The sequence below is a fragment of the uncultured Psychrobacter sp. genome, from assembly GCF_947488565.1.
Classification (GTDB): Bacteria; Pseudomonadota; Gammaproteobacteria; order Pseudomonadales; family Moraxellaceae; genus Psychrobacter; species Psychrobacter saeujeotis.
The window spans coordinates 175,850-198,409 of record NZ_CANKZC010000005.1 but is presented as its reverse complement, the minus strand read 5'-3'; the positions used below and the strand labels follow the sequence as shown (position 1 = coordinate 198,409).

At 43.0% G+C, this 22,560-nt stretch carries 17 protein-coding genes; 10 read left to right on the top strand and 7 right to left on the bottom strand.

The window, feature by feature from the left end; translation table 11 throughout:
* The first annotated feature begins 202 nt into the window (after window positions 1–202).
* The 9 genes from recG to Q0890_RS12025 all read left to right on the top strand — a co-directional run bounded on the left by recG (window position 203) and on the right by Q0890_RS12025 (window position 13,784).
* On the top strand, window positions 203–2,563 hold the full coding sequence (gene recG, locus Q0890_RS12065; protein ID WP_299221277.1) for an ATP-dependent DNA helicase RecG: 2,361 nt from the start codon (window positions 203–205) through the stop codon (window positions 2,561–2,563).
* Window positions 2,564–3,013: 450 nt separating this feature from the next.
* Window positions 3,014–4,297, top strand: coding sequence for an efflux RND transporter periplasmic adaptor subunit (locus Q0890_RS12060; RefSeq protein ID WP_299221275.1), 1,284 nt, complete (start codon window positions 3,014–3,016; stop codon window positions 4,295–4,297).
* A complete protein-coding gene (locus tag Q0890_RS12055; protein ID WP_299221273.1) occupies window positions 4,294–7,404 on the top strand; it encodes an efflux RND transporter permease subunit in 3,111 nt (1,036 codons plus the stop codon). The genes Q0890_RS12060 and Q0890_RS12055 overlap by 4 nt, the downstream gene beginning before the upstream one ends.
* A gap of 1,380 nt (window positions 7,405–8,784) precedes the next feature.
* A complete protein-coding gene (locus Q0890_RS12050; protein ID WP_299221271.1) occupies window positions 8,785–9,792 on the top strand; it encodes a DUF1852 domain-containing protein in 1,008 nt (335 codons plus the stop codon).
* Window positions 9,793–9,972: 180 nt separating this feature from the next.
* Window positions 9,973–11,016, top strand: a complete 1,044-nt coding sequence (locus Q0890_RS12045; RefSeq protein WP_299221269.1) for a methionine synthase — start codon at window positions 9,973–9,975, stop codon at window positions 11,014–11,016.
* Window positions 11,017–11,204: 188 nt separating this feature from the next.
* Window positions 11,205–11,708 (top strand): flavin reductase, encoded by a 504-nt coding sequence (locus Q0890_RS12040; protein ID WP_299221267.1) that lies wholly within the window; start codon window positions 11,205–11,207, stop codon window positions 11,706–11,708.
* A gap of 43 nt (window positions 11,709–11,751) precedes the next feature.
* Window positions 11,752–12,576, top strand: a complete 825-nt coding sequence (locus tag Q0890_RS12035) for a sulfite exporter TauE/SafE family protein (protein WP_299221266.1) — start codon at window positions 11,752–11,754, stop codon at window positions 12,574–12,576.
* Between the two features lie 774 nt (window positions 12,577–13,350).
* Window positions 13,351–13,506: a hypothetical protein gene (locus Q0890_RS12030; protein ID WP_299188083.1), complete on the top strand. Its 156-nt coding sequence runs from the start codon at window positions 13,351–13,353 to the stop codon at window positions 13,504–13,506.
* Window positions 13,507–13,568: 62 nt separating this feature from the next.
* Window positions 13,569–13,784 carry a hypothetical protein gene (locus Q0890_RS12025; RefSeq protein ID WP_299221264.1) on the top strand — a complete coding sequence of 72 codons (216 nt, stop codon included), beginning with the start codon at window positions 13,569–13,571 and terminating at the stop codon, window positions 13,782–13,784.
* A 13-nt stretch (window positions 13,785–13,797) separates the two neighbouring features.
* Here Q0890_RS12025 and Q0890_RS12020 read toward each other — a convergent pair whose 3' ends face one another.
* Together Q0890_RS12020 and Q0890_RS12015 are read right to left on the bottom strand one after the other, a co-directional pair.
* On the bottom strand, window positions 13,798–14,469 hold the full coding sequence (locus Q0890_RS12020; RefSeq protein ID WP_299221263.1) for a hypothetical protein: 672 nt from the start codon (window positions 14,467–14,469) through the stop codon (window positions 13,798–13,800).
* A gap of 88 nt (window positions 14,470–14,557) precedes the next feature.
* Entirely contained in the window at window positions 14,558–15,013 is a 456-nt protein-coding gene (locus tag Q0890_RS12015; RefSeq protein WP_299221261.1) for an Lrp/AsnC family transcriptional regulator, read from the bottom strand.
* Between the two features lie 148 nt (window positions 15,014–15,161).
* On the opposite strand from Q0890_RS12015, the gene Q0890_RS12010 reads away from it, so the two are divergent.
* A complete protein-coding gene (locus tag Q0890_RS12010) occupies window positions 15,162–16,079 on the top strand; it encodes a DMT family transporter (protein WP_299221259.1) in 918 nt (305 codons plus the stop codon).
* A 184-nt stretch (window positions 16,080–16,263) separates the two neighbouring features.
* On the opposite strand, the gene truC is transcribed toward Q0890_RS12010, so the two are convergent.
* The 5 genes from truC to thiL all read right to left on the bottom strand — a co-directional run bounded on the left by truC (window position 16,264) and on the right by thiL (window position 22,558).
* Window positions 16,264–17,046: a tRNA pseudouridine(65) synthase TruC gene (truC, locus tag Q0890_RS12005; protein WP_299221326.1), complete on the bottom strand. Its 783-nt coding sequence runs from the start codon at window positions 17,044–17,046 to the stop codon at window positions 16,264–16,266.
* A gap of 307 nt (window positions 17,047–17,353) precedes the next feature.
* Entirely contained in the window at window positions 17,354–19,198 is a 1,845-nt protein-coding gene (gene glmS / locus Q0890_RS12000; protein ID WP_299221257.1) for a glutamine--fructose-6-phosphate transaminase (isomerizing), read from the bottom strand.
* Between the two features lie 220 nt (window positions 19,199–19,418).
* Complete coding sequence (gene glmU / locus Q0890_RS11995) at window positions 19,419–20,801, bottom strand: bifunctional UDP-N-acetylglucosamine diphosphorylase/glucosamine-1-phosphate N-acetyltransferase GlmU (RefSeq protein ID WP_299221255.1); 1,383 nt, start codon at window positions 20,799–20,801, stop codon at window positions 19,419–19,421.
* Between the two features lie 155 nt (window positions 20,802–20,956).
* Window positions 20,957–21,538 carry a phosphatidylglycerophosphatase A gene (locus Q0890_RS11990; RefSeq protein ID WP_299221253.1) on the bottom strand — a complete coding sequence of 194 codons (582 nt, stop codon included), beginning with the start codon at window positions 21,536–21,538 and terminating at the stop codon, window positions 20,957–20,959.
* A gap of 3 nt (window positions 21,539–21,541) precedes the next feature.
* On the bottom strand, window positions 21,542–22,558 hold the full coding sequence (gene thiL / locus Q0890_RS11985) for a thiamine-phosphate kinase (RefSeq protein ID WP_299221251.1): 1,017 nt from the start codon (window positions 22,556–22,558) through the stop codon (window positions 21,542–21,544).
* Between the last annotated feature and the right edge of the window lie 2 nt (window positions 22,559–22,560).

Genomic DNA, 22,560 nt, shown 5'->3' with positions numbered 1-22,560 from the left:
TTAAGGGTTGAGTCTATAGACGCACGATCACCAAATAGCTTAGTCTTATTAATAGTATTGTCAGCTATAATGATTAAAGTACACTTTATAGCGTATTGATTGTCGTCATAGTTAGGTATACTTTCATCATCAGTGTCATACAATAATCAAGTATAAAACATTTGAGTATGTAGAATTTAAAATAATATCTTTAAGGTTTTTGATGCCAATATCTAGCCATTCCATAGCCGACTTATCAAACAGTGTGTTGCCCAAACAGTCGGCTTCAGCATTAGATATGCCAGTGACGGCGCTGGCAGGTGTCGGACCAAAAGTAGCAGAGCAATTAACGCAACTGAGTATTACACGGATTTTTGATTTATTACTCCATTTGCCGCGAGATTATGAAGACCGTAGCCGACTCGTATCTATCGCAGATGTAGGGCATGGGCAAGCGGCATTAATCACGGGGCGGGTGGTACATGTCGAGACCAAACGCAGTGGCATGACGGTGATTGTAGACGATGATACTGGCACAATCTCTCTACGCTTCTTCAAGGTTTATCGTGGCCTTGCCCAGACCATGAGTGTGGGCACGCGACTACAGCTGTTTGGAGAAGTAAAAGTCAGCCGTTACGGCAAGCAGATGCATCATCCTGAATATCAGATTTTGACTGATAGTGTCGCCATTACCAACACGGGCCTACAGCCCATCTATCCGAGCGTCAAAGGCCTGCATCAAAATAAATTACGTACTTTGATTAAGCTGGCCCTACAAACCGTACGCGGCCAAGGTCTACCAATGACGCTATTTACGCCAGAGGATTTTGCTGTGGTAGCAGATTTGCCATTAGCGCCCTTTGAGCCGACTAAACTACTGGTTACAGAGACGGATTATTCAGAAGACATATTCTCCGCATTGGCGCGTAGTGTGCCAGACAACGCTGCTACTGATCACGGTAACAAAGCTGGTGTGACTACTTATGACGCAAGCAATAAAGGCAATTCGATCGCCGCTAGTGGCGCTCATAACAATGCACACAGCAATGTCTACAACTTAACGATATTTGAAGCGTTGGTGCTACTGCATACACCGCCTACTTATACCGACGCTGGACAGCAGTATAAACTACTCACTCAATTAAGCGCGCGTACACATGCGGCTTGTCAGCGCCTTATTATCGAAGAGCTGACCGCGCATCAGCTCAGTCTGTTATATCGCCGTCAGCAGCTGCACCAGTATAAAGCGCCCAAATGCACCACTCAAAGCCCATTGGCTGATAAGTTGTTTGCAGCATTGCCCTTTGATCTAACCGGTGCGCAGCAGCGTGTGATGAAAGATATTACCACTGATATGGCGACTTCTATTCCAATGCTGCGACTGGTACAGGGTGATGTAGGCGCAGGTAAAACGTTAGTCGCAGCAGGCGCAGCAGGCTACGCGCTTGATAGCGGCTGGCAGGTGGCGGTCATGGCACCGACTGAGATTTTAGCAGAACAGCATTTGTTAAACTTTAAACAGTGGTTTGAGCCGTTGGGTATCCAAGTCGGTTGGCTGGCTGGCAAACAAACCGCAAAGCAGCGCCGCGAAGCGTTAGAAGCCGTGAGCGAAAATACGGTGCAAGTGGTGGTTGGTACTCATGCTTTATTTCAAGAGCAAGTACAATTTGCCAAATTGGGTTTAGTCATTATTGATGAGCAGCATCGTTTTGGGGTTGAGCAGCGCATGGCCTTGACTAATAAAGGTGTGGCGAATAGTACGCCGCATCAGCTAATTATGACCGCAACGCCTATTCCGCGTACGCTCGCGATGAGTGTCTATGGCGATATGGACACCTCAATTATCGATGAGCTACCACCCGGGCGTACACCGATTACGACCGTGACCATTGATCGTAACCGCCGCGATGAAGTGATCGAACGCATTGCAATTAACTGTGAGTCAGGTAGGCAAGCGTACTGGGTGTGCTCCTTGGTAGAAGAGTCGAGCGTACTTGATGCACAAGCTGCCGAGGCGACTTTTGAGGACTTAAATGAGCGTTTGGATATTCGTATTGGCCTGGTTCACGGCAAAATGAAGTCCGCTGATAAACAAGCCATCATGCAAGAGTTTAAGGCAGGCAATCTTGATTTGTTGATTGCTACAACGGTCATCGAAGTCGGCGTTGATGTACCGAACGCATCGTTAATGGTCATTGAAAACGCCGAGCGTTTGGGTCTGTCACAACTGCATCAATTGCGTGGTCGCGTTGGACGCGGCTCGACCAAAAGTTTCTGCGTTCTACTGTATCAAAAACCTTTATCAGAGACAGGTACAGAACGGTTAAATGTGCTGCGCGATAGCACCGATGGCTTTGTCATTGCCCAAAAAGATCTTGAGCTGCGCGGACCAGGTGAGCTGCTAGGCAAACGCCAAACGGGTAATGTAGGCTATTATCTGGCGGATTTGATTCGTGATGAAGAGCTATTTGCCATCGCTCAACGTTTGGCCAAGCATCTAATTGCCGACCCCACGCGTAAAGCCGACGTCAGCCAACTAATTCATCGCTGGATGCCAGAAGCCAGCCGCTATACCAATGCTTAAAAAAACGTATAAGATAGTTTGGCAAGTAGAACTTTAACCATATATAAACTATAAATGCAAAAACAATAGTCAGTGCTATCCTTTTCTATGCATCTGACCAATTGGTATATTTTAAAAGAAGTTTTATTTAGAGATTGCTTCACTCTTATACTTTCTTGTTCTTATATTTTTTAGCCTTTTTTTATGAGTCATGAAAGGCTCTTTAGTTAATCATACAACTCCCCACTCATAGACTCCTACCTCTATATTTTTATTACTGCACGTTTACTTCATATTCTAACGATAGTTCTTGGTGAGTTATTGATAAAAAAGGATAAACGACAGTTGACCTGTTGGTACGATAGACTACAATGCAAAAAGCGTTCAATAATATAAACTGTCTATACCACCCCGCTAAAAATTAACGTTTATCCTCTTTTTTACCAATGTGCTTATTTATAGAGACCAACTATGAGTGACCTTCAAGACCCTAATGATAAGCAAGTGTCTAATTCTACACCTGAGAGTGAGCTGCCGCCTTATCGCAACCCTGATACGCCTAAGCATAAACCCTCAAAAAAGCTGCCTGTGTGGCTATTGCCTGTGCTGGTAGCAGTGCTGGTCATTGGTGTGCTGTTAGGCAAATATTGGGGTGGCAATGACTCGACTACGGATGAGTCGACCGTTGTCTCTGGGACACAAAATGATAAGGTGCCCATTGATACCGATAGCGATCAAGCCGTTTTAACGGTCGAAACCGTACAGCCGAGTCAAGATAGTGTCGGCAACACGCTAACAGCTGACGGTACGATTAGTGCCAAGGATATTGCCAATGTCAGTGCCAAGGTCAATGGGGTGGCGATTGAGCGTGTATTGGTTGAAGAAGGTGCGCGCGTTAAGGCAGGTCAGGTTTTGGCAATATTCGATACCGACGCGATGGAACAACAGGTGTTGCAAGCAGAAGCAGACGTGGCCGAAGCCGAAGCCACGCTTGCCAATGCGAGTGCAGATGCGGCACGCGTGCTACCGCTACTTGATATCGATGCTATCAGTAAACAAGAGGCGGACCGTTACCGTACTTCTGAGATTCGTGCTAGAGCATCCCTGCAAGCCTCAAAAGCGCGCTTAAGCAATCAGCGCCTAAACTTTGAGAATGCCAACGTCGTCGCGCCCGTAAGTGGGGTAATCAGTGAAAAGATGGCTGAGGTCGGCATGGTCGCAGGTGGTGAGCCGCTATTTACGATTATTAAGGGGGGTGTTTTAGAGTGGCGTGCTGATATCGATCCTAAGTTAATTGGTGATATAAACGTGGGCACGCCTGTTAAAGTCAGCTTGCCAAGGGACCAGTCGGTGATGGGGCAAGTCAGTCGTATCGCGCCGACAGCGGACAATAACCGTCAAATTACTATCTATGCAAGCTTAAATGACAACTCTGCAGCGCGTGCAGGTATGTACCAAACTGGTGAGTTTTTGCTCGGTAGCGAAAGCATGCAAACGGTGCCCAATAGCGCCATTGTCAGCAACGATGGCTATGATTATGTGATGCTAGTGACGGATATCAAAACCCAAAATGGCAAAACGGTTGGCCGTATTCAACAGCAGCGCGTGACCTTAGGAGATCGTATTGACAACAGCGCCATACTTGCAGAGCCTTTGCCGAGCGATACTAGAGTGGTCAAGCAAGGCGGTAGTTTTTTAAATGATGGTGACTTGGTACGGGTCATTGAGAGTCAGGCTGTGCAGGCAACATCATGAATATGAATGTATCTACCTATTCTATCAAAAACCCGCTCGTTGCGATTTTATTATTTGTCTTGCTCACTTTCGGTGGTTTGTTTGGCTTTCAACAAATGAAAGTGCAGCAGTTCCCTGATATTGATCTACCAGCGGTCGTAGTCACGGTTACTTTGCCAGGAGCCGCCCCAGCCCAGCTTGAAAACGATGTGGCTAAAAAGATTGAAAACAGACTGACTAGCATTGAAGGTATTAAGCATATTCGTACTACCTTACAAACAGGCGCTGCGACTATCGCAACCGAGTTTGTGTTAGAAAAAGACATTCAAGAAGCCATGGATGATGTGCGTTCAGCTGTCGGTGAGGTACGTGGAGACTTACCCGCCGCCGCGAATGATCCTATTATTACTAAAGTCTCAACCGCAGGATTTCCAGTAGTCACCTATTCTGTGACTGGAAATAATATGAGTGTTGAGGACTTATCATGGTTCGTGGACGACACGATTACCAAGCGCTTATCTGATATTCAAGGAGTAAGCGCTATCAGTCGTATTGGTGGTCTTGAGCGTGAGATTACGGTTGCCGCTGACCCTATCGTGCTTAGTGGCTTACAGCTCTCTATCCCTCAGTTGTCTCAGCAAATCACTGGTATTCAGCAAGATAGCGCAGGCGGAGAAGCTGAAGTTGGTACTACGACTCAGACCATTCGAGTGTTGGGAGCGGTAGAGCGTGCGCGTGAGCTTACCGAGTTACAGATTGCCGTACCTACTGGCGGCACACAAGCGTTAGGGCGTATGGCTGAAGTGACGGATGGCGCGGCTGATCCTAGCTCCGTTGCCAAGCTAGATGGCAAAACGGTTGTCGCCTTTAACATTACGCGCTCACGCGGTGCCAGTGAAGTCGAAGTTACCAAGAGAGTGGACGCAGCACTGGCGCAGTTAAGTGCTGAGATGAGTAATATCGAGGTCGAAAAAGTCTACGACCGTGCGACTCCAGTGGAAGAGGACTATGAGTCTTCGTTACGCATGTTGATTGAAGGCGGTATTTTAGCAGTCGTTGTGGTGTTCTTATTTTTACGCAATATTCGCGCCACTATCGTCGCCGCTGTGGCTTTGCCATTGTCGGTCATTCCTACTTTTTTGGGGATGTATCTGTTTGATTTTAGTCTCAATATTATTTCATTATTGGCGTTGTCGCTGGTCATCGGAGTGTTGGTCGATGATGCTATCGTTGAGGTCGAAAATATCATTCGCCATTTACGGATGGGTAAAACACCTTATGAAGCGGCAATGGAAGCCGCTGATGAAATCGGTCTTGCAGTTATTGCCACTACCTTTACCTTAATCGCAGTATTTTTACCCACAGCCTTTATGGGCGGTGTGGTTGGACAGTTCTTCCGCCAATTTGGTTGGACAGCAGCGATGGCTATCTTTGCCTCGTTATTGGTCGCGCGCTTGATTACACCAATGATGGCAGCCTACATTTTGCGACCAGAAAAACATCGGGTCGAAAAACAAAGCGCCTTGATGACCTGGTATCTAAAGATAGTATCCTGGACACTTCATCATCGCTGGTTAACGATGGGCGCCACCTTATTACTATTTGTAGGGTCATTGGCATTAGTACAGCTACTACCGACCTCGTTTATTCCTGATAATGACATTGATCAAACGCGAGTAGGGATTGAGCTGACACCTGATGTTGAGCTTCAAGATACCGAGCGAGTGACCGCATTAGCACGTGAGCGTATTTTAGTATTGCCTGAAGTTGCTCATGTTTTTTCTTCAGTTGGACAAGCACAAGAGGCGATGGGTCCAAACAGCTCTAGCGGCAGTGGCGGCGCAAAGAATATTGCCAGTTTAGATATCGTTTTGACACCGCGTGCCGAGCGTATCTCCAAAAAGGAGATTGAACAACATATTAGTGCCATATTGACAGAAGTGCCTAGTGCGCGTTTTACAGTAGGGTTATCAAGCGGCGGCGAGACGGGATATAGCTTTTCATTGACCAGTACCAATCCGCAAGTGCTAGAGCAGACTGCCCAGCAAATTATGACAGATATCCGCGCATTACCAATTGTAGGCGCGGTCACCAGTGATCGCAGCTTACCGCAACAAGAGCTGACTGTAACCCCTAATCGGCTAGCAATGGCAGATAAAGGCGTCACTACACAAGATATCGCAACCACCTTACGGATTGCGACAGTGGGTGATTATGAGCAGCGTCTATCCAAGCTCAATTTAGATACGCGGCAGATCCCTATCGTGGTGCGCTTACCTGATGTGGCCAAACAAAACGTCAATCAGTTAGAAGGCTTGTATGTACCTAGTACAAACCCAGCCGGACAAGGTGTACGTGTCGGCGAAGTTGCTGATCTCAAGTTTGGTACAGGGCCTGCAAAGATCAGCCGACTTGACCGTGAACGTTCAATCACTATTACAGTGCAGCCTGGTGCAGGTGAGCTTGGTGAATTGATAAATGCAGTCAAAAACACCTCTTCCATGCAGCAACTTCCAGCTTCTATTACGATGATTGCACAGGGTCAAGCAGAAAACATGGCTGAGCTATTTAGCGGTTTTGTCATTGCCATGTCAGTGGGTATTATCTGTATCTTAGGCGTCTTAATTCTACTCTTTGGTAAGCTTTTACAGCCCTTTACTATTTTAATGGCACTGCCGTTATCGATAGGCGGTGCGTTCGTGGGCTTAGTTATTACGGGTAGTAGTCTATCGATGCCGTCGATGATTGGTTTTATTATGCTAATGGGTATCGCAACCAAAAATTCTATTTTATTGGTCGATTATGCCATTATTGCGCAAAACAGAGGCTTAGCACGTTTTGAGGCTATTATCGATGCCTGTCGCAAGCGCGCCCGTCCTATCATTATGACGACTATTGCAATGGGTGCTGGCATGTTGCCGCTCGTGTTTGGCTGGGGTGATGCCGATCCTACCTTTAGACGCCCGATGGCAGCTGCTGTGTTAGGCGGTCTGGTAACCTCAACGCTATTAAGTTTGGTCGTAATTCCAGTCGTATATACTTTGATGGATGATTTGTCAGGATGGTTTGCTAAATGGTTGACACCGCATGGTAAAGATAACAATAATCCGGCTGCTGACAAAATATAGCTTTAGTAAGCATAGAAAAGGCTAAGACTGAATGAACAAGTCTTGGCCTTTTTTATCGCCTAATTCTCTTACAAAAGATATTGGCTACCTATACGAGCAGTATCAATAACGTAATAAAATTAAAAGACTGCACTTAACACTATAAGTTATATCATTCTAAAAATGGTTTCCCAGTTGTGTATCCACAGTATGTCAAATGCCTGCTTACAATTTGTACTCGAAAGAGCTGTGTCTACTGTGATGAAGCTCTGAGAAGGAAGTATCCATACTGTTTCAATTAACGATGTTAAAAAGTAATATAAGTAATTGTTTAATGATTTAATATATTAAAAAAGTAAATATTAGCTAGAATGTTTATGTATTAGCCATTTTAAATTCGTACCACTTTTTTTAAACTGTCCTTTACTATTTACGTAACTTGAATTTTTGATCAACAGCATGGTGTCTTATTAATTAACTAGATTATTCAAATCATATTAAATTGAGATTAAAACTTTACTAGAATGTATCTATCCAAAATTATTGACAATAATGTTTTTAATTGTAGTTATTTCACTCTTAATCTAATATACATATTATATATGTAATATACTATATACATAGCGTTCTTAAGTCTCATAATTAAGACAGCGGAGGTGTGAAATGGTTACCCATGAAACAGTAAGCTATTGGACAGTATGTTGGAAATGGATTTTTCCTTATCCATGTAAAAAGTATAGAGATGAGTGGTGTTATAACTTTAAAAGAGTAAAAGAATATAGATGGCTATTTTTCTGTTACAACAATGGTTGTATGGATGGGGAAAAATATACTTGGTATAGTCCCTGTGTTAATGTATTTGGAACGGAAACATTTTATAATATAAAGTTATGTTTTAAAAAGAGAAAAACGCCGAGTGGAACATGCTAGTTTTATAAATTTAATACGTTAACTCACATGATATTTAATAAGAAAACCCTACTATTAATAAAATAATAGTAGGGTTTTTTAGGTTTAATAACTGTCCTACTATGAAATTGATAATTAATTGCTATCATTTGTTAGTTAGTTACCATAATACAGCCACTATTTTCTTAATAGCCCCTTTGTACCATGCGTTATATATGGTTTGTATTCGTCGTAGTAAGATTATTGACGATTGGTTTGTCAACTCTTAGATTTGTCTTCCTTAGTACTGTTCACGCTTTTACAAGGCTATTTTTTTACCTAACAAATTTGTCTAAATTAATCATGAAAACCATTATTACCTAATATTATCAGCTCATAAGTGAATTATATTCATCTTAAATTTAATTAACATCGTTTTTATTCATGTCAGAGTTTGGGTATGATCTACCTCATACACAAATTTGGTTTTATCTTGAATAAAGGCAATCTATCATGAGTAAAGAATTTAGCTGTTCAATTAAGCGCATCCGTTTCGATGAAAACTATCAGCCTGCAGAGAGCACGCGTCTGACCACCAATTTTGCTAATCTAGCACGTGGTGAGCAGCGTGAGGATAATTTGCGCAAGACGCTTAATATGATTAACAATCGTTTTAATGCTTTAGCGCATTCAGATAACCCAAACGCCGATCGTTACTCTGTTGAGGTGGATATTATTTCAGCGAATATGGATATCGAAGGTAAGGGCGACGCCTTTCCGATCATTGAGATGCTACAAACCACTATTGTCGATCATAAAGACAATACCCGTATTGATGGCATGATCGGCAACAGCTTTTCATCCTATGTGCGCGATTACGACTTTAGCGTGGTCCTGCCTGAGCATTTCGATAAAAACCCAGGATGCCCGCCGCCAGCGGAGTTTGGTGAATTACATGGCAAACTGTTTCAGTATTTATTACAGTCAGAGGCCTACAAAGCTAACTTTAGCAAGACACCAGTGATTTGCCTGAGTGTCTCAACCAGTAAAGCCTATCATCGCACTGCCAATCAGCATCCAGTATTAGGGGTGGAGTATAGACAGGATGAGTACTCTTTGACGGATGATTATTTTCATAAGATGGGCTTAACCGTGCGCTATTTCATGCCTACCGGTAGCGTGGCACCGCTGGCGTTTTATTTCGCTGGTGATTTGCTCAGTGATTACACCGATCTTGAGCTGATCAGCGCTATTGCGACGATGGAGTCGTTCCAAAAGATCTACCGCCCTGAGATTTATAATGCCAACTCGACCGCTGCACAAGTGTATCAGCCGAGTTTAACCTATCAAGACTATTCGCTGACACAAGTGGTCTATGACCGTGAAGAGCGTAGTCAGATGGCGGTAACGCAAGGTAAGTTCACCGAAGAGCAGTTTATTAAGCCGTATCAAAATATTTTAGAGGAGTGGGCGGCAGACTTTGAGGTTAGCCGTTCAACGGTTAGAAAACGCGCGGCTTAATAGTATGCTATTCGCCAAGATATGAAACTAGTTCGATGTAGAGATTATTTAGGGAGACTGTTATACATTTTTCTTGCTTGCTGTGTCTACGCTGACAGAGGCTGTAAAAAATAGATAACAGTCTCTTCTCAAATCACCATACATTTACTATAAAAACCAAAATATAAAAGACAAATCACTATGACAACATTATCATCAAAATTACTATTACCAACCTCAACCGCTGGTAGCTTACCCAAACCATCTTGGTTGGCAGAACCTGAAAAAATTTGGTCGCCTTGGGCATTAGATGGCGAGCAGTTATTAGAAGCCAAACAAGACGCCTTGCGCGTGTCTTTGCAAGAGCAATTACAAGCTGGTATCGATATCGTCAGCGATGGCGAGCAGACCCGCCAGCATTTTGTGACGACCTTTATTGAGCACCTGCAAGGTGTGGATTTTGAGAATCGTGAAACGGTCAAAATACGTGATCGCTATGAGGCGAGCGTACCAACAGTGGTAGGCGCGGTCAGCCGTACTAAGCCCGTGTTTGTTGACGATGCCAAGTTTTTGCGCGCGCAAACCGATCAGCCGATCAAATGGGCGCTACCAGGCCCGATGACCATGATCGATACGCTATACGATGCGCATTATAAAAGCCGTGAAAAGCTCGCTTGGGAATTTGCTAAAATCCTTAACGAGGAAGCGCGCGAATTAGAAGCGGCTGGTGTCGATATTATTCAGTTCGATGAGCCTGCATTTAACGTGTTCTTTGATGATGTTAATGATTGGGGCGTGGCTACGCTTGAGCGCGCTATCGAAGGGCTAAAGTGTGAAACGGCGGTGCATATCTGCTACGGTTATGGTATCGAAGCCAATAATAATTGGAAAAAAACACTGGGTTCCGAGTGGCGTCAATACGAGCAAGCGTTTCCCAAATTGCAGCAGTCGAATATCGATATTATCTCGCTTGAATGTCAAAACTCGCATGTGCCTATGGACTTGATTGAGCTGATTCGCGGTAAAAAAGTGATGATCGGTGCTATCGATGTCGCCACCAACACCATTGAAACGGCTGAGGAAGTGGCCGATACCTTACGCAAAGCCTTGCAGTTCGTCGATGCCGATAAGCTATATCCGTCGACCAACTGCGGCATGGCACCGCTCTCTCGTGAGGTTGCCCGCGGTAAGCTACAAGCATTAAGCGCTGGCGCGGCAATCGTGCGTCAAGAGCTGACGACTTAGCGTTTCTTAACACCCCTTAGCTTGTTTATCCCCATGAGTGGCCTCAGTTACAAGCATACATATATTCGTGTAGGCTGGGCTTTTAGCCCAGCTTTTATATATTACAAAGTTATGATGCTGGGTTAAAAACCCAGCCTACAGCTAAGCGCATTTGAGAAACAAGCTGTGATAAATTTAGGATATTAGTTATGATTGAAGTCACTGATTTTAGAAATGCCATGTCGTTGCTCACGACAGCGGTGAATGTGATCACGACTAAAGGCGTGTCCGGCAGTCATGGTTTTACCGCATCTGCGGTATGTAGTGTCAGCGATACGCCGCCAACTTTGCTGGTCTGTATGAATACGGCGGCACGCTCGCACGTGCATTTTGTAGAGAATAAAATCTTAACGGTTAATGTGCTAGGCGCGCAGCACGAGCATTTATCCAATGCCTTTGCTTCTAAATTAAGTGCAAAGGAGCGTTTTGCGCAGGGCACTTGGACTGAGCTGGTCACTGGCGCGCCCGTTCTACAAGATGCGTTGGTGAGCTTTGATTGCGTTATTGAGGATATTCAGCAAGTGGGCACTCATAGTGTGTTTATGTGCCGAGTAGTCGCTATCAGCCAATCTGAGCAAGACTCTGAAAGTGGCGAGAGTTTGGTCTATTTTAATCGCGCTTATCATCACGTTCGTCAAATACAGAAGGCTTAAGTGATTCACTCTTTAACTTTAACCAACTAAAAAGTACTCACCTGTGGAATTATTCATTTTTTTAATCATTGGCGCGCTAGCAGGGTTTGCGGCAGGGCTTTTTGGCGTAGGTGGCGGTACTATCATTGTGCCGCTGCTATTTATTGTCTTTACCCAAATGGATTTCCCCGCTGATAACGTCATGCATCTGGCATTGGGTACCTCCCTTGCAACCATTATTATCACCTCTATCAGCTCGCTGATGGCGCACCATAAAAAAGGCGGCGTCATGTGGCCGGTCTTTAAAAACCTCGCTCCCGGTTTGGTGCTTGGTTGTTTTTTTGGCGCGGGGATTGCAGGACAGATATCTGGGTTATACCTTCAGCTTATCGTTGGTGTGTTTTTGCTGTGGGTTGCCTATAAGATGTTTTTTGGGGGTAAAAAACAGGTAGGTAAAGATTTTAATGATGCTAATAACAACGTTATGCAGCTACCGTCTAAGCCGAAACAGTTGGCAGCAGGCGGGGTCATTGGCATCGCCTCTGCTATCTTTGGTATCGGTGGCGGCAGCTTAACGGTGCCTTATCTCACCCGTTATAATGTGGTCATGCAAAAGGCGGTTGGCACCTCAGCGGCATGTGGTCTACCTATTGCTATAGCTGGCGCGTTAGGATTTATGTTCTTTGGTATGCAACAAGAAGTGAATGTACCTAATACCATTGGCTTTGTGCATGTGTATGCCTTTTTGGGTATCAGTATTATGAGCTTTTTTACCGCTAAAATCGGCGCAAAAGTTGCTCATATGCTCTCACCGCAATTATTGAAAAAGTGTTTTTCGGTATTGTTATTTGTAGTAGGACTTTATTTTCTTTATAAGGGAGTGGTTTGAGTATTTATGGATCATGACAAATGATCTTGAGGCTTGAAAAGTCATCGAGCCGAGATCTATATCTTAGAGGTTTTCGGACAACTAAGAACTAATATTAAAATATCTGGGTTAATCGTTTAAGATGTTAATAAAGAGTTATAAACAACGAAACCATAAAAAGTCTTATGATTGATCGGGACAGTGTTTACTTACTACTAGGATTGTGTTTACTCCTTTTAGGTACAAATAGAAAATTATCTATTATTGCGATTATAGTCAAAGCAAGAAAAGCACAAATTGTACCAATAATTGCCAAAATGTTTCCTTAAAATATGAGTAAATATTAATTTAAAATACTGGTAACGCTATTACGAAAAAAAGTAAACATTCAAAAAAATACGATTGCAGGTATAGTTAAAATATACAATCAGCAAAGACCCCAAAATTAGGACTGTAGCGTCTTATTTGTTCCTAGTGAAGCGCTATATCTAAATGACAAGCATAAAAAAAGCCCTATCAGGACTTATTTATCAAATTTTTCATTCACTACGCTACATCATGTTTATACGATATATGAATAATGCGGTAAGACCTAAAATTAAGAAAAATACAACAACAAACTGCATGACAAACAAATCACTTTTAATATACTTACTCGTAATTGGAATTGCTTTAAAGAACACAAGTATGAAGAGTTTGTGAAAAGAACAAGCTACAGTTCTATTTATTTGTAACTCATATAAGATAGATCCAATTCAATATTGTTGTGGTTACTTGTTTACTTAGGATCTCTATATGAATATTAAGATGATGATAATCATTGCTGTTACTGCCATTCTTGCTTTTTGGCTAGGTATCAAAGCTCACGAACGTCATTATAATGATATTTGCTTAGATCTAGGTGGTGGTCAGAATCCAGGAAACTATCCTATTTGTGTCATTGATCGATAACTATACTACAACGATGAGGAAAGCGTGTGTATGCCCTCAATTTATCATCTAAAGGAGCTTTTATGAAATCTAAACTGTTTATCGGTGGCTCAATCCTGCTAGCGCTTGCTGCGTTTTCTGGACTGATGGAAACCATGTTTTACGGCGACATTGATTCTGAAGGCGTACTTCAAGAAAGTCTGTTTTTACCTCTGACTTTTATCTGTCTAGCTTTATCAGTAACTTTTTATGCTTTATCACTAATCATGCAGGTAAAAACGAGACTAACCCATAATTAAAGCCACTAAATGCTTATTCTACGATAGCATCATCAACTAAGCTCAACTCTTCATCTACATCAAACGTCAGCCTATGAGCACTTGAGTTGATTTCTTTATCTTGGTCAGCGTGTGTTGGATACTGACGTATAGTGACATCAACAGTCTTTTGTCCATCATAATCTATCGCAGTCAGTGTACTGTACTTACCTAAAAGCTGTTGCCCGTATTGGTTGATATTATTAGTATGGTAATCTAGCTCAAAAGCACCTAGATAGAGTGCGCTACTAGGTAGATCAGGGCTATCTAGACTGGATTTTTTATCCGTATCAGGATTGGTATTCGTTAAAGTATAAGGCGCAACAAATTTAAAAATGTTCTTATCATTTGAAATATTCAACGCAGTGATATTAGTATAGTCAAGCCATGCTGCATAATGTTCATTGTTTGACAGGACGCCTTTTACATAAGGCTTTTCATTTTTACTAGTGCTCAACTTAGTAAACTCTGTCAATTGGATTTGATTCTTATGATCGGGAAAAGTGATATAAAATGCTTTATCAACATCAATATTGAATAACTTTTTCATGACGCTAGGGGACTGTGTTTCTAGTGATGTCTCTAATGCCTTGTCAGTTTTTTGGTAACCGGTTAGCGCGGATAAGGCTGCTAATAAAATGATTGAGCTGAGTTGTAAAGTCTTCATGGCATCTTCTTGAGTTTATTCACTACTTAAGTCATTTAAATGACTGTCTTTTAAATTGAGCGCAGACCCTAATAGGTGTTAAAAGATATCATGTAAAAATAGGCAACGTTGTTTTATTAACCACTTTTCTCACTGATAAGTGGGTATGTATGTCTTTAACGCTAGTCAGCTTATGCAATTTACGCGTAAACTCTTCATAACCGTTGAGGTCTGCGCTGACTACTTCCAATAAGTAATCATAAGGGCCCGAGACCACATGGCCATTAATGACTTCTTCCATCTCAGATAATGCATTTTCAAAAGCGATAATTGACGCTTCTTGATGGTTATTGAGACTAACTTCCACAAAAAAGCTCATCTCAATGCCAGCTTTCACTCTACTAACGTTCGCTTGGTAACTCTCTATATAGGATTCATCTTCTAAACGTTTCAGGCGCCTAGCACAAGGTGAGGGTGACAGACCAATGCGCTCGGCTAATTCAGCTGTCGATAAGCGTCCTTCTTTCTGAAGCACTTCCAAAATATGACGATCAATTTTATCCATGTATTACCTTTCTGGTGTTTTAAGCCAATAATTCTATATTAATTGGCATTATCCACTAAATAACTATAGATTTGCAATAAAAGAATAGAGATAAAAGCGCGATGTTTGATTGATAATTAGGCTTTGTATACAAGCTTAAGATATCGACATGAATACAATCTTTCAATCCTCTCCGCGCAAAAACACCTTATTTGCAATGTCTCCGCTAGCGAAAGGCTATGTGGCTATGATTGCCGTGCTACTTATTTGGTCAGGTTTTGCATTGACTGTCCGAGCTATTGGTGGGTCATCGCTAAGTATTGCTGATGTCATGCTCATTCGATTTAGTGTGCCATTACTTTTATTGACGCCTTGGGCATACTCCAGTTTGAGGGAAGTCAAAAGTATCAAATGGATTGATGTCTTATTTATATTATGTGGCGGCGTGCCCTTTCTATTACTAGCTTCCTTTGGCGCAAGAACTGCTCCTGCTGCTTACGTTGGTACTATTTTGACAGGGACGCCAGTATTCTTTGCTGCCCTCTTGTCTTTTATTCTTTATCGTCAAAAGATCTCGTTAAAGAAATTTTTGGCATTCATCCTGATTTTATTTGGTGTAACCGCTATGATTGTAGGGAATGCAGGGTCTCCGCCTAAAAGCCTGCTACATGGCGTGGCCTTCTTATTACTTGCAAGCTTGGTCTGGGCAGGTTATACCTTGGGTCTAAAAAATACAAAGTTAAGTCCAATAGCGGTGGCTATTGTCCTTTCTTACACATCATTTTTTATAGTATTAGTGATGGTTCTGGTTGGCATTTTAAAGACAAACCTAGGGGTCGTTTCTTTTGACGACGCGCTACCTTTTATCTTAGTACAAGGCGTTGGTGTTGGGGTGGTCTCAACCATTGGGTTTTCTTATGCAGTCAACAAACTGGGCTCTATTCGTACCTTGCTGCTTGGTTCCTTGTCTCCTGGACTGACCGCCTTACTTGCAGCGTTGATACTTCATGAGCCTTTAACAATAGTAGTGGTATGCGGCATAGTGTTAAGCTCAATTGGCGTTATTTTATCTAATCGAGTGAAGTAAATGAAAACCAGTAAGCTTGCTAAAAAACCGTAGAGCTGATTTTAATAAACGCACAATTTTTGGTTTGATTATTATCGTTAAGCTATATAACTAAAACCTTCCCAGTTAATATTTATGAATTTGACAGCTATGTCAGCAAGTTAAAATATTGAGACTATTAGCCTATAGCCTAATATTCAAATCCTCAATAGGGAACCAAACCCTCAACACTCTCAACCCAATCAAACTCTTCTAAAATGCGCATCCATTGATCATCTAATCCTGCTTTTAAAAGCAACGGCTCACCAGTAACTGGATGACTGAGTGCTAAAGTCTGAGCATGCAGTAGCATGCGCGTGCAATCATACTGACTACGGAAAAATCGATTATGTCGTCCATCGCCGTGGCTAGTATCACCCACTATAGGATGAAATAGATGTTTCATATGCCTGCGCAGCTGATGCTTGCGCCCTGTCTCAGGTATTAAGCGTATAAGACTATAGCGACTGGTATCATGCTTTCTTGATACGGCAAAGGACAATTCAATTTGCGCCAAGCTTTGCCAATGGGTCACCGCCTCTTGGGCAGGTTTATCCAAACTGGCAAATTTATCAGCGATGGCATCAGGCTTAAAGCTGAGTGCATGATCAATAGAGCCTTGCTCTGGCATGTAACCGCGTACTACCGCTAAATAGTGTTTGGTTACCTTGCGCTCAGTAAAAGCCTCGGTAAGGCTGCGCGCGACGCTTGAGCTTTTAGCAAACAGCAACACCCCTGATGTCGGTCTATCTAACCTATGTACTGGAAATACATGACACCCTACCGCATCGCGGGTCAGCTGCAGAGCAAAGCGTGTCTCACCTTTGTCCAGCCAACTGCGATGGACGAGTAGTCCCGCCTCTTTATTAATGGCTACTAAAAACTCATCTTCATAAATGATTTCTATTGGATCGGTGTTTTGGTCAACGTTGCCGTTTTCGATATCCATATTCAGGTTCATGTTTGTGTCTTCAATGCTCATAATGTAGATGCCATCATTATATATTTACTGTCTCTTATAAATATCTTTTTATCACACTCATAATGGCATAATAAATTGGTACTGTGTTTATACGCTGTACACAAATGAACGGTTATAATTGAAGTGCCATTAAGTTATTAAACTTTTCAATTTTTTATACAAAAAAATCCTCCGCCATCTGCTTTGCATAAGATAGCGGAGGATTTGGCATGTTACGGTAATATTTAGAATAAAGCTGTATTGGTTAAATTTAGTGTAAAATCAACAACTTAAATTATTCAACCGTTACCGATTTGGCCAAGTTACGTGGCTGGTCGACATCTGTACCGCGCATAACAGCAACATGGTACGACAACAGCTGCACAGGAACACTATAAACGATCGGTGCGAGTATCTCGCAGACATCAGGTACATAGACCACGTGCAATCTATCTTCTGCAACCATTTGGCTGGCTTCACTGGCGAATACAAACAGCTCACCGTGGCGCGCGTGTACCTCTTGCATGTTGGCTTTAAGCTTATCGAACATATTGTCTTTTGGTGCAAGTACCACGATTGGCATGTCTTTATCTACCAATGCCAACGGACCGTGTTTTAGCTCACCTGCCGCATAGCCTTCAGCATGGATATAAGAGATTTCTTTCAGCTTAAGCGCGCCTTCTAAGGCAATTGGGAACTGCAAACCGCGACCTAAGAACAAGCAGCTCTTTTTCTCTTCAAAGCTTTCACTCATCGCTTTAATAGGAGTATCAAGCTTTAAGCTGGCATGAAGCTGACCTGGTAGCTTATGCAAGTTTTCTAGTAGTGACGTCAAACGCTCATTATCGATACGCTGTTGTACGACACCAATCTTTAACAATAATAGCACTAGCGCGACAAGCTGGGTGGTAAAGGCTTTGGTAGACGCGACACCAATTTCAGGCCCTGCAAGTGTTGGCAAAAAGATATCCGTCTCGCGTACTAATGATGACGTTGGTACGTTACACAGTGCCAAACTCACTAACCCTTCTGGTTTGTGCTTTTGAATCTCACGTAACGCCGATAAAGTATCGGCTGTTTCACCAGATTGTGAGATACAAACGACGAGCGAATTATCGACAACGACAGGATTACGGTAACGGAACTCGCTTGCGATTTCGACCGAGCAGGGCAGACGTGTTAAATTTTCAAACCAATACTTTGCAACCATACCCGCATGATAACTGGTACCACAAGCGAGCACTTGAATGTGTTTAACACCAGCAAGCTTTGTTTCGTGACGGTCTAAAAAGTCATCGCGTAGTTTGGTCGTTTCACCATTATCTACTGCCATCTCAACCGTACGAGCGACCGCATCTGGCTGCTCGTAGATTTCTTTGAGCATATAATGCTTAAACTCGCCCTTATCGGCGTTGTGCTGCTTGGCATCTATCTCATGTACTTTGCGACTGACTTCTACGCCGTCCGCATACACACGAATATGTTCACGCGTAATATTGGCAATATCACCTTCTTCTAGGTACATAAAGCGGTTGGTGACTGGCAATAGCGCCAATTGATCTGACGCAATAAAGTTCTCACCGATACCCACACCGATGACCAAAGGTGAGCCCAAACGTACAGCAATGAGCTCTTCTGGACTGTCTACGTGGACGATGCCAAGGGCAAATGCACCATGTAGTAACGGCGTAACTGTGCGGACAGCTTCTAGTAGATCAGATGTTTTTTGATAAACATCATTGATCAGATGCGCGACTACTTCGGTATCTGTCTGTGATGTAAACTCATAACCTTTGGCCATCAAGTCTTCTTTTAGCTCAGCGTAGTTTTCAACGATACCGTTATGAACGACCGCGATTTTACCTGAGACGTGGGGATGCGCGTTACGTTGTGCAGGCTCGCCATGAGTTGCCCAGCGTGTGTGCGCAATACCAATATGACCATCAAAATTGGCTGGATCATTTGCGACGGCATTAACCAATGCCAGTACTTTGCCTACTTGACGTTCACGATGTAATTCACCATTACGAATTACCGTCAAGCCCGCAGAATCATAGCCTCGATATTCCAAACGCTTTAGGCCTTCAAGTAAAATATTAGCGATATTACGCTCAGCAACTGCGCCTACAATTCCGCACATAGCTATTCCTTAAGTTAAATTTTTAATGATGTTAGACAAATAAAAGTGAATCAAAAACAATGTATACAAATCAGTAGTAAGTAAAAAAGCTTTGAGTGTTCAAAAGTTATTTAATATATAAGTCATATTATTAAGCAGCACCGCAAAACTGCCGCGCTGCTCAAGTTGGTTATAATTTTACTACTAAACGCTTAACTATAAACTTACTACTATCAGCTAACTATTTCGACTTTTTAGTTGGACGTTGAAAATCTGCTTTTTGTACCTGACGAGCACGGCCCAAAGCCAACGCATTACTATCAACATCTTCTGTAATTACAGATCCTGCCGCAACTACCGCAGTATCGCCAACCGTTACTGGAGCAACCAAACTCACATTGGAGCCAACAAAAGCATTATTGTTAATAATAGTTTGCGACTTATTCACACCATCATAGTTACAGGTAATGACCCCAGCACCAATATTGACATCAGTACCTACGGTCGCATCGCCAACGTAACTGAGGTGATTGACTTTACTGCCATGACCGATAGTCGACTTTTTAATCTCAACAAAGTTGCCAACTTTACTGTTGTCAGATAATACGGTGTCAGGGCGCAAGTTTGCAAAAGGGCCAACATCAACGCCAGCGCCGACTTCAGCGCGATCAAGCACGCAGTACGGTTTGATATGACAAGCATTGCCAATCTGAGTATTTTTGATAACACAGCCAGCTTCGATATAGACATTGTCACCTAAAGTACAGTCACCTTCAAATACTACACCGACATCGACGAACACATCTTGACCCACGCTTAGCGTACCACGTATATCAACACGAGTCGGGTCAGCAAACTGTACACCATCTTCTTGCAAGTCAGCGACGAGCTTATTTTGCCAAGTACGTTCTAAGCTGGCCAATTGTTGACGGTTGTTAACCCCTTCAATCTCAAACGTATGTTCAGGCTCGATTGCTGCAATCGTCACACCATCAGCAACCGCCATTTTGACGATATCGGTCAAATAGTATTCTTGTTGCGCATTGTCATTTGATAATTCAGGCAAGTATTTATGAAGCAGAGCATTATCAACGCAATAAATGCCACTGTTGATCTCTTTAATACGCTGTTCATCGGTGCTAGCGTCTTTTTGCTCAACGATGGCTTCAACATTTCCTGATGCATCACGCTTGATACGACCCAATCCAAATGGATTGTCCACGGTTAACGTCAGCATCGACATGCCATCAATGTTAGCTGTTTGTAGTGTCGCTAAAGTCTGACAGCTTACTAGGGGTACGTCACCATATAAAATAAGGCTTTGGCCATCTTTTGGCAATTGCTCTAAGGCAACTTTAACAGCATGACCTGTACCTAACTGTTCAGTCTGCGCGACCCATGTAATTGGTAAATGCGCATATTGACTATCCATCGCCGTCTGTACTTGATCGCCACCAAAACCATAAACCACGATAGTTTTAGTAACAGTCAACTCATCACAAGTGTCTAAGACGTGTCCTAATAGAGGTTTACCTGCTAATGTCTGCAAAACTTTTGGCTTAGCAGACTGCATACGCGTGCCTTTTCCGGCAGCAAGGATAATTACAGAAAGGGAATTTGTCATAAGTACTCTATAATAGGTGTAACAGAATATGATAAGATTATAACGCAAATGTCGAGAAAAACATATTCATTTAAGTGAATATTATGATGCTTTGTTATGGTTGGGTTTATAGTAATGAGGTAGTTTGTAACATAATTAGCTAAAATAGCAGTTATTTATACTAGCATGCCTATCATAACAACAATCCAAACAGCTGCGGCCATAATACCGGCAATAATGTCGTCGAGCATAATACCAAGACCACCTGAGACTTTTTTATCTGCCCAACCAATGGGTGGTGGTTTAATGATATCAAAGAAGCGGAAAAGTACAAATGCGATGACAAGAGCAATAATAGACAAAATTTGTGAAATATCGTGCCAAAAATTCGTAACAGTAATACCTGTATAAGAAAAAGGCAATAAAGTAATCCACATACCAGCCCACTCATCCCAAACGATATGCGGATCGTCATGTCCTTGCATCAAATCAGAGGTACGACCGCATATCCAGATACCAATAATGCAAGATAGTATTGTGATAATCAGAAACGGTACAAAACCTAAGCTCATAAGCGGTATCGCAACGATCAAACCACCAACCGTTCCCCAAGTACCCGGAGCACGGCGAGGTAGACCGCTTCCTAAACCAATACCAAGCCAATAAATAATACGGTCAAGTAGGCTGGCATTAGTAGGTAGCGGTGGGCAATCGTTTGCTTTACGAATATCGGGCTTAGATAAGTCATGATCCGTCATGGATTAACCTGCAAAATGTTGGTAACCAGTAAGAGTCGGCCAAGTGGCAAAAGGGGTAGGGTGCGTAGGCGTTACTGGCTGGCCCTGATACAAAAGCTCTGGTCGTAAACTATCTGCCTCGTTTACGGCTATCACTTCACCAATACAGGTGACTTGCGTGTTACTGCTATTAATAGTAGGCGGCTCAATATGAGCAGGTAAGGTAAACGCCAATTCGTAATCATCGCCACCCGTCAGCTGACATAATAAACGTTCAGCTAAATCAACGCTTGCTAAGGGTTGGCTAGCCGGCAGCTGCTCCAAATCAATGCGCATACCAACAGCGCTCTGCTTGCAGATATGTCCAAGGTCTTGATATAGGCCATCTGAGATATCTATCATCGCCGTTGCGCCAATTTGTGCTAACGCTGAACCTAAGGCAATACGCGGCGTAGGCGTATGCAAACGATGAGCCAGCTCTAAACCTTGGCGGCTGTTAGGGTGCTGTAGAGCATAGGCGGCATCACCAAGGGTGCCTGAGACATAAACTTTGTCGCCGACTTGGGCGCCCGAGCGATAGACTGCTGGCGTGCTTGCGGCTAATAACCCTTGTGCGCTAACGCTGAGTACTAAGTTCTCACTGCGCGTGGTATCACCGCCAATAAGGGTCACGTCAAACAGCTTGCAGGCATGAAACAAGCCTTTAGCAAAGTTTATGAGCCAAGTCTCAGTTGCCAAACGCTCAGGCAGTGCCAGCGCCAGCAAAATACTATGCGGCGTTGCGCCCATAGCAGCGATATCTGAAACATTGACTGCCACTGCTTTATAACCAATTTGGAAGGCCAGTTTGTTTATTTCATCCCAATCGGCACTAAAGTGTCGACCTTGAACCAAGGTGTCAATACAGCTGACCAAGCGCGTGCCTGCAGGCAATGCCATCACCGACGCATCATCGCCAATGCCTTTTTCGACATCATCAGCTAAAGAATGTGCTGCTTGCATTTGTGTAAATATGCGCTCGATCAGCTCAAATTCATTCATGG

What these genes read in the sequence shown, in the direction of transcription:
- thiL (WP_299221251.1), bottom strand. Translation starts at nt 22,558, where the DNA reads ATGAATGAATTTGAGCTGATCGAGCGCATATTTACACAAATGCAAGCA.
- Q0890_RS12050 (WP_299221271.1), top strand. Translation starts at nt 8,785, where the DNA reads ATGAGTAAAGAATTTAGCTGTTCAATTAAGCGCATCCGTTTCGATGAA.
- Q0890_RS12010 (WP_299221259.1), top strand. Translation starts at nt 15,162, where the DNA reads ATGAATACAATCTTTCAATCCTCTCCGCGCAAAAACACCTTATTTGCA.
- Q0890_RS12025 (WP_299221264.1), top strand. Translation starts at nt 13,569, where the DNA reads ATGAAATCTAAACTGTTTATCGGTGGCTCAATCCTGCTAGCGCTTGCT.
- glmS (WP_299221257.1), bottom strand. Translation starts at nt 19,198, where the DNA reads ATGTGCGGAATTGTAGGCGCAGTTGCTGAGCGTAATATCGCTAATATT.
- Q0890_RS11990 (WP_299221253.1), bottom strand. Translation starts at nt 21,538, where the DNA reads ATGACGGATCATGACTTATCTAAGCCCGATATTCGTAAAGCAAACGAT.
- Q0890_RS12040 (WP_299221267.1), top strand. Translation starts at nt 11,205, where the DNA reads ATGATTGAAGTCACTGATTTTAGAAATGCCATGTCGTTGCTCACGACA.
- glmU (WP_299221255.1), bottom strand. Translation starts at nt 20,801, where the DNA reads ATGACAAATTCCCTTTCTGTAATTATCCTTGCTGCCGGAAAAGGCACG.
- Q0890_RS12015 (WP_299221261.1), bottom strand. Translation starts at nt 15,013, where the DNA reads ATGGATAAAATTGATCGTCATATTTTGGAAGTGCTTCAGAAAGAAGGA.
- recG (WP_299221277.1), top strand. Translation starts at nt 203, where the DNA reads ATGCCAATATCTAGCCATTCCATAGCCGACTTATCAAACAGTGTGTTG.
- Q0890_RS12045 (WP_299221269.1), top strand. Translation starts at nt 9,973, where the DNA reads ATGACAACATTATCATCAAAATTACTATTACCAACCTCAACCGCTGGT.
- Q0890_RS12020 (WP_299221263.1), bottom strand. Translation starts at nt 14,469, where the DNA reads ATGAAGACTTTACAACTCAGCTCAATCATTTTATTAGCAGCCTTATCC.
- Q0890_RS12030 (WP_299188083.1), top strand. Translation starts at nt 13,351, where the DNA reads ATGAATATTAAGATGATGATAATCATTGCTGTTACTGCCATTCTTGCT.
- truC (WP_299221326.1), bottom strand. Translation starts at nt 17,046, where the DNA reads ATGGATATCGAAAACGGCAACGTTGACCAAAACACCGATCCAATAGAA.
- Q0890_RS12055 (WP_299221273.1), top strand. Translation starts at nt 4,294, where the DNA reads ATGAATATGAATGTATCTACCTATTCTATCAAAAACCCGCTCGTTGCG.
- Q0890_RS12060 (WP_299221275.1), top strand. Translation starts at nt 3,014, where the DNA reads ATGAGTGACCTTCAAGACCCTAATGATAAGCAAGTGTCTAATTCTACA.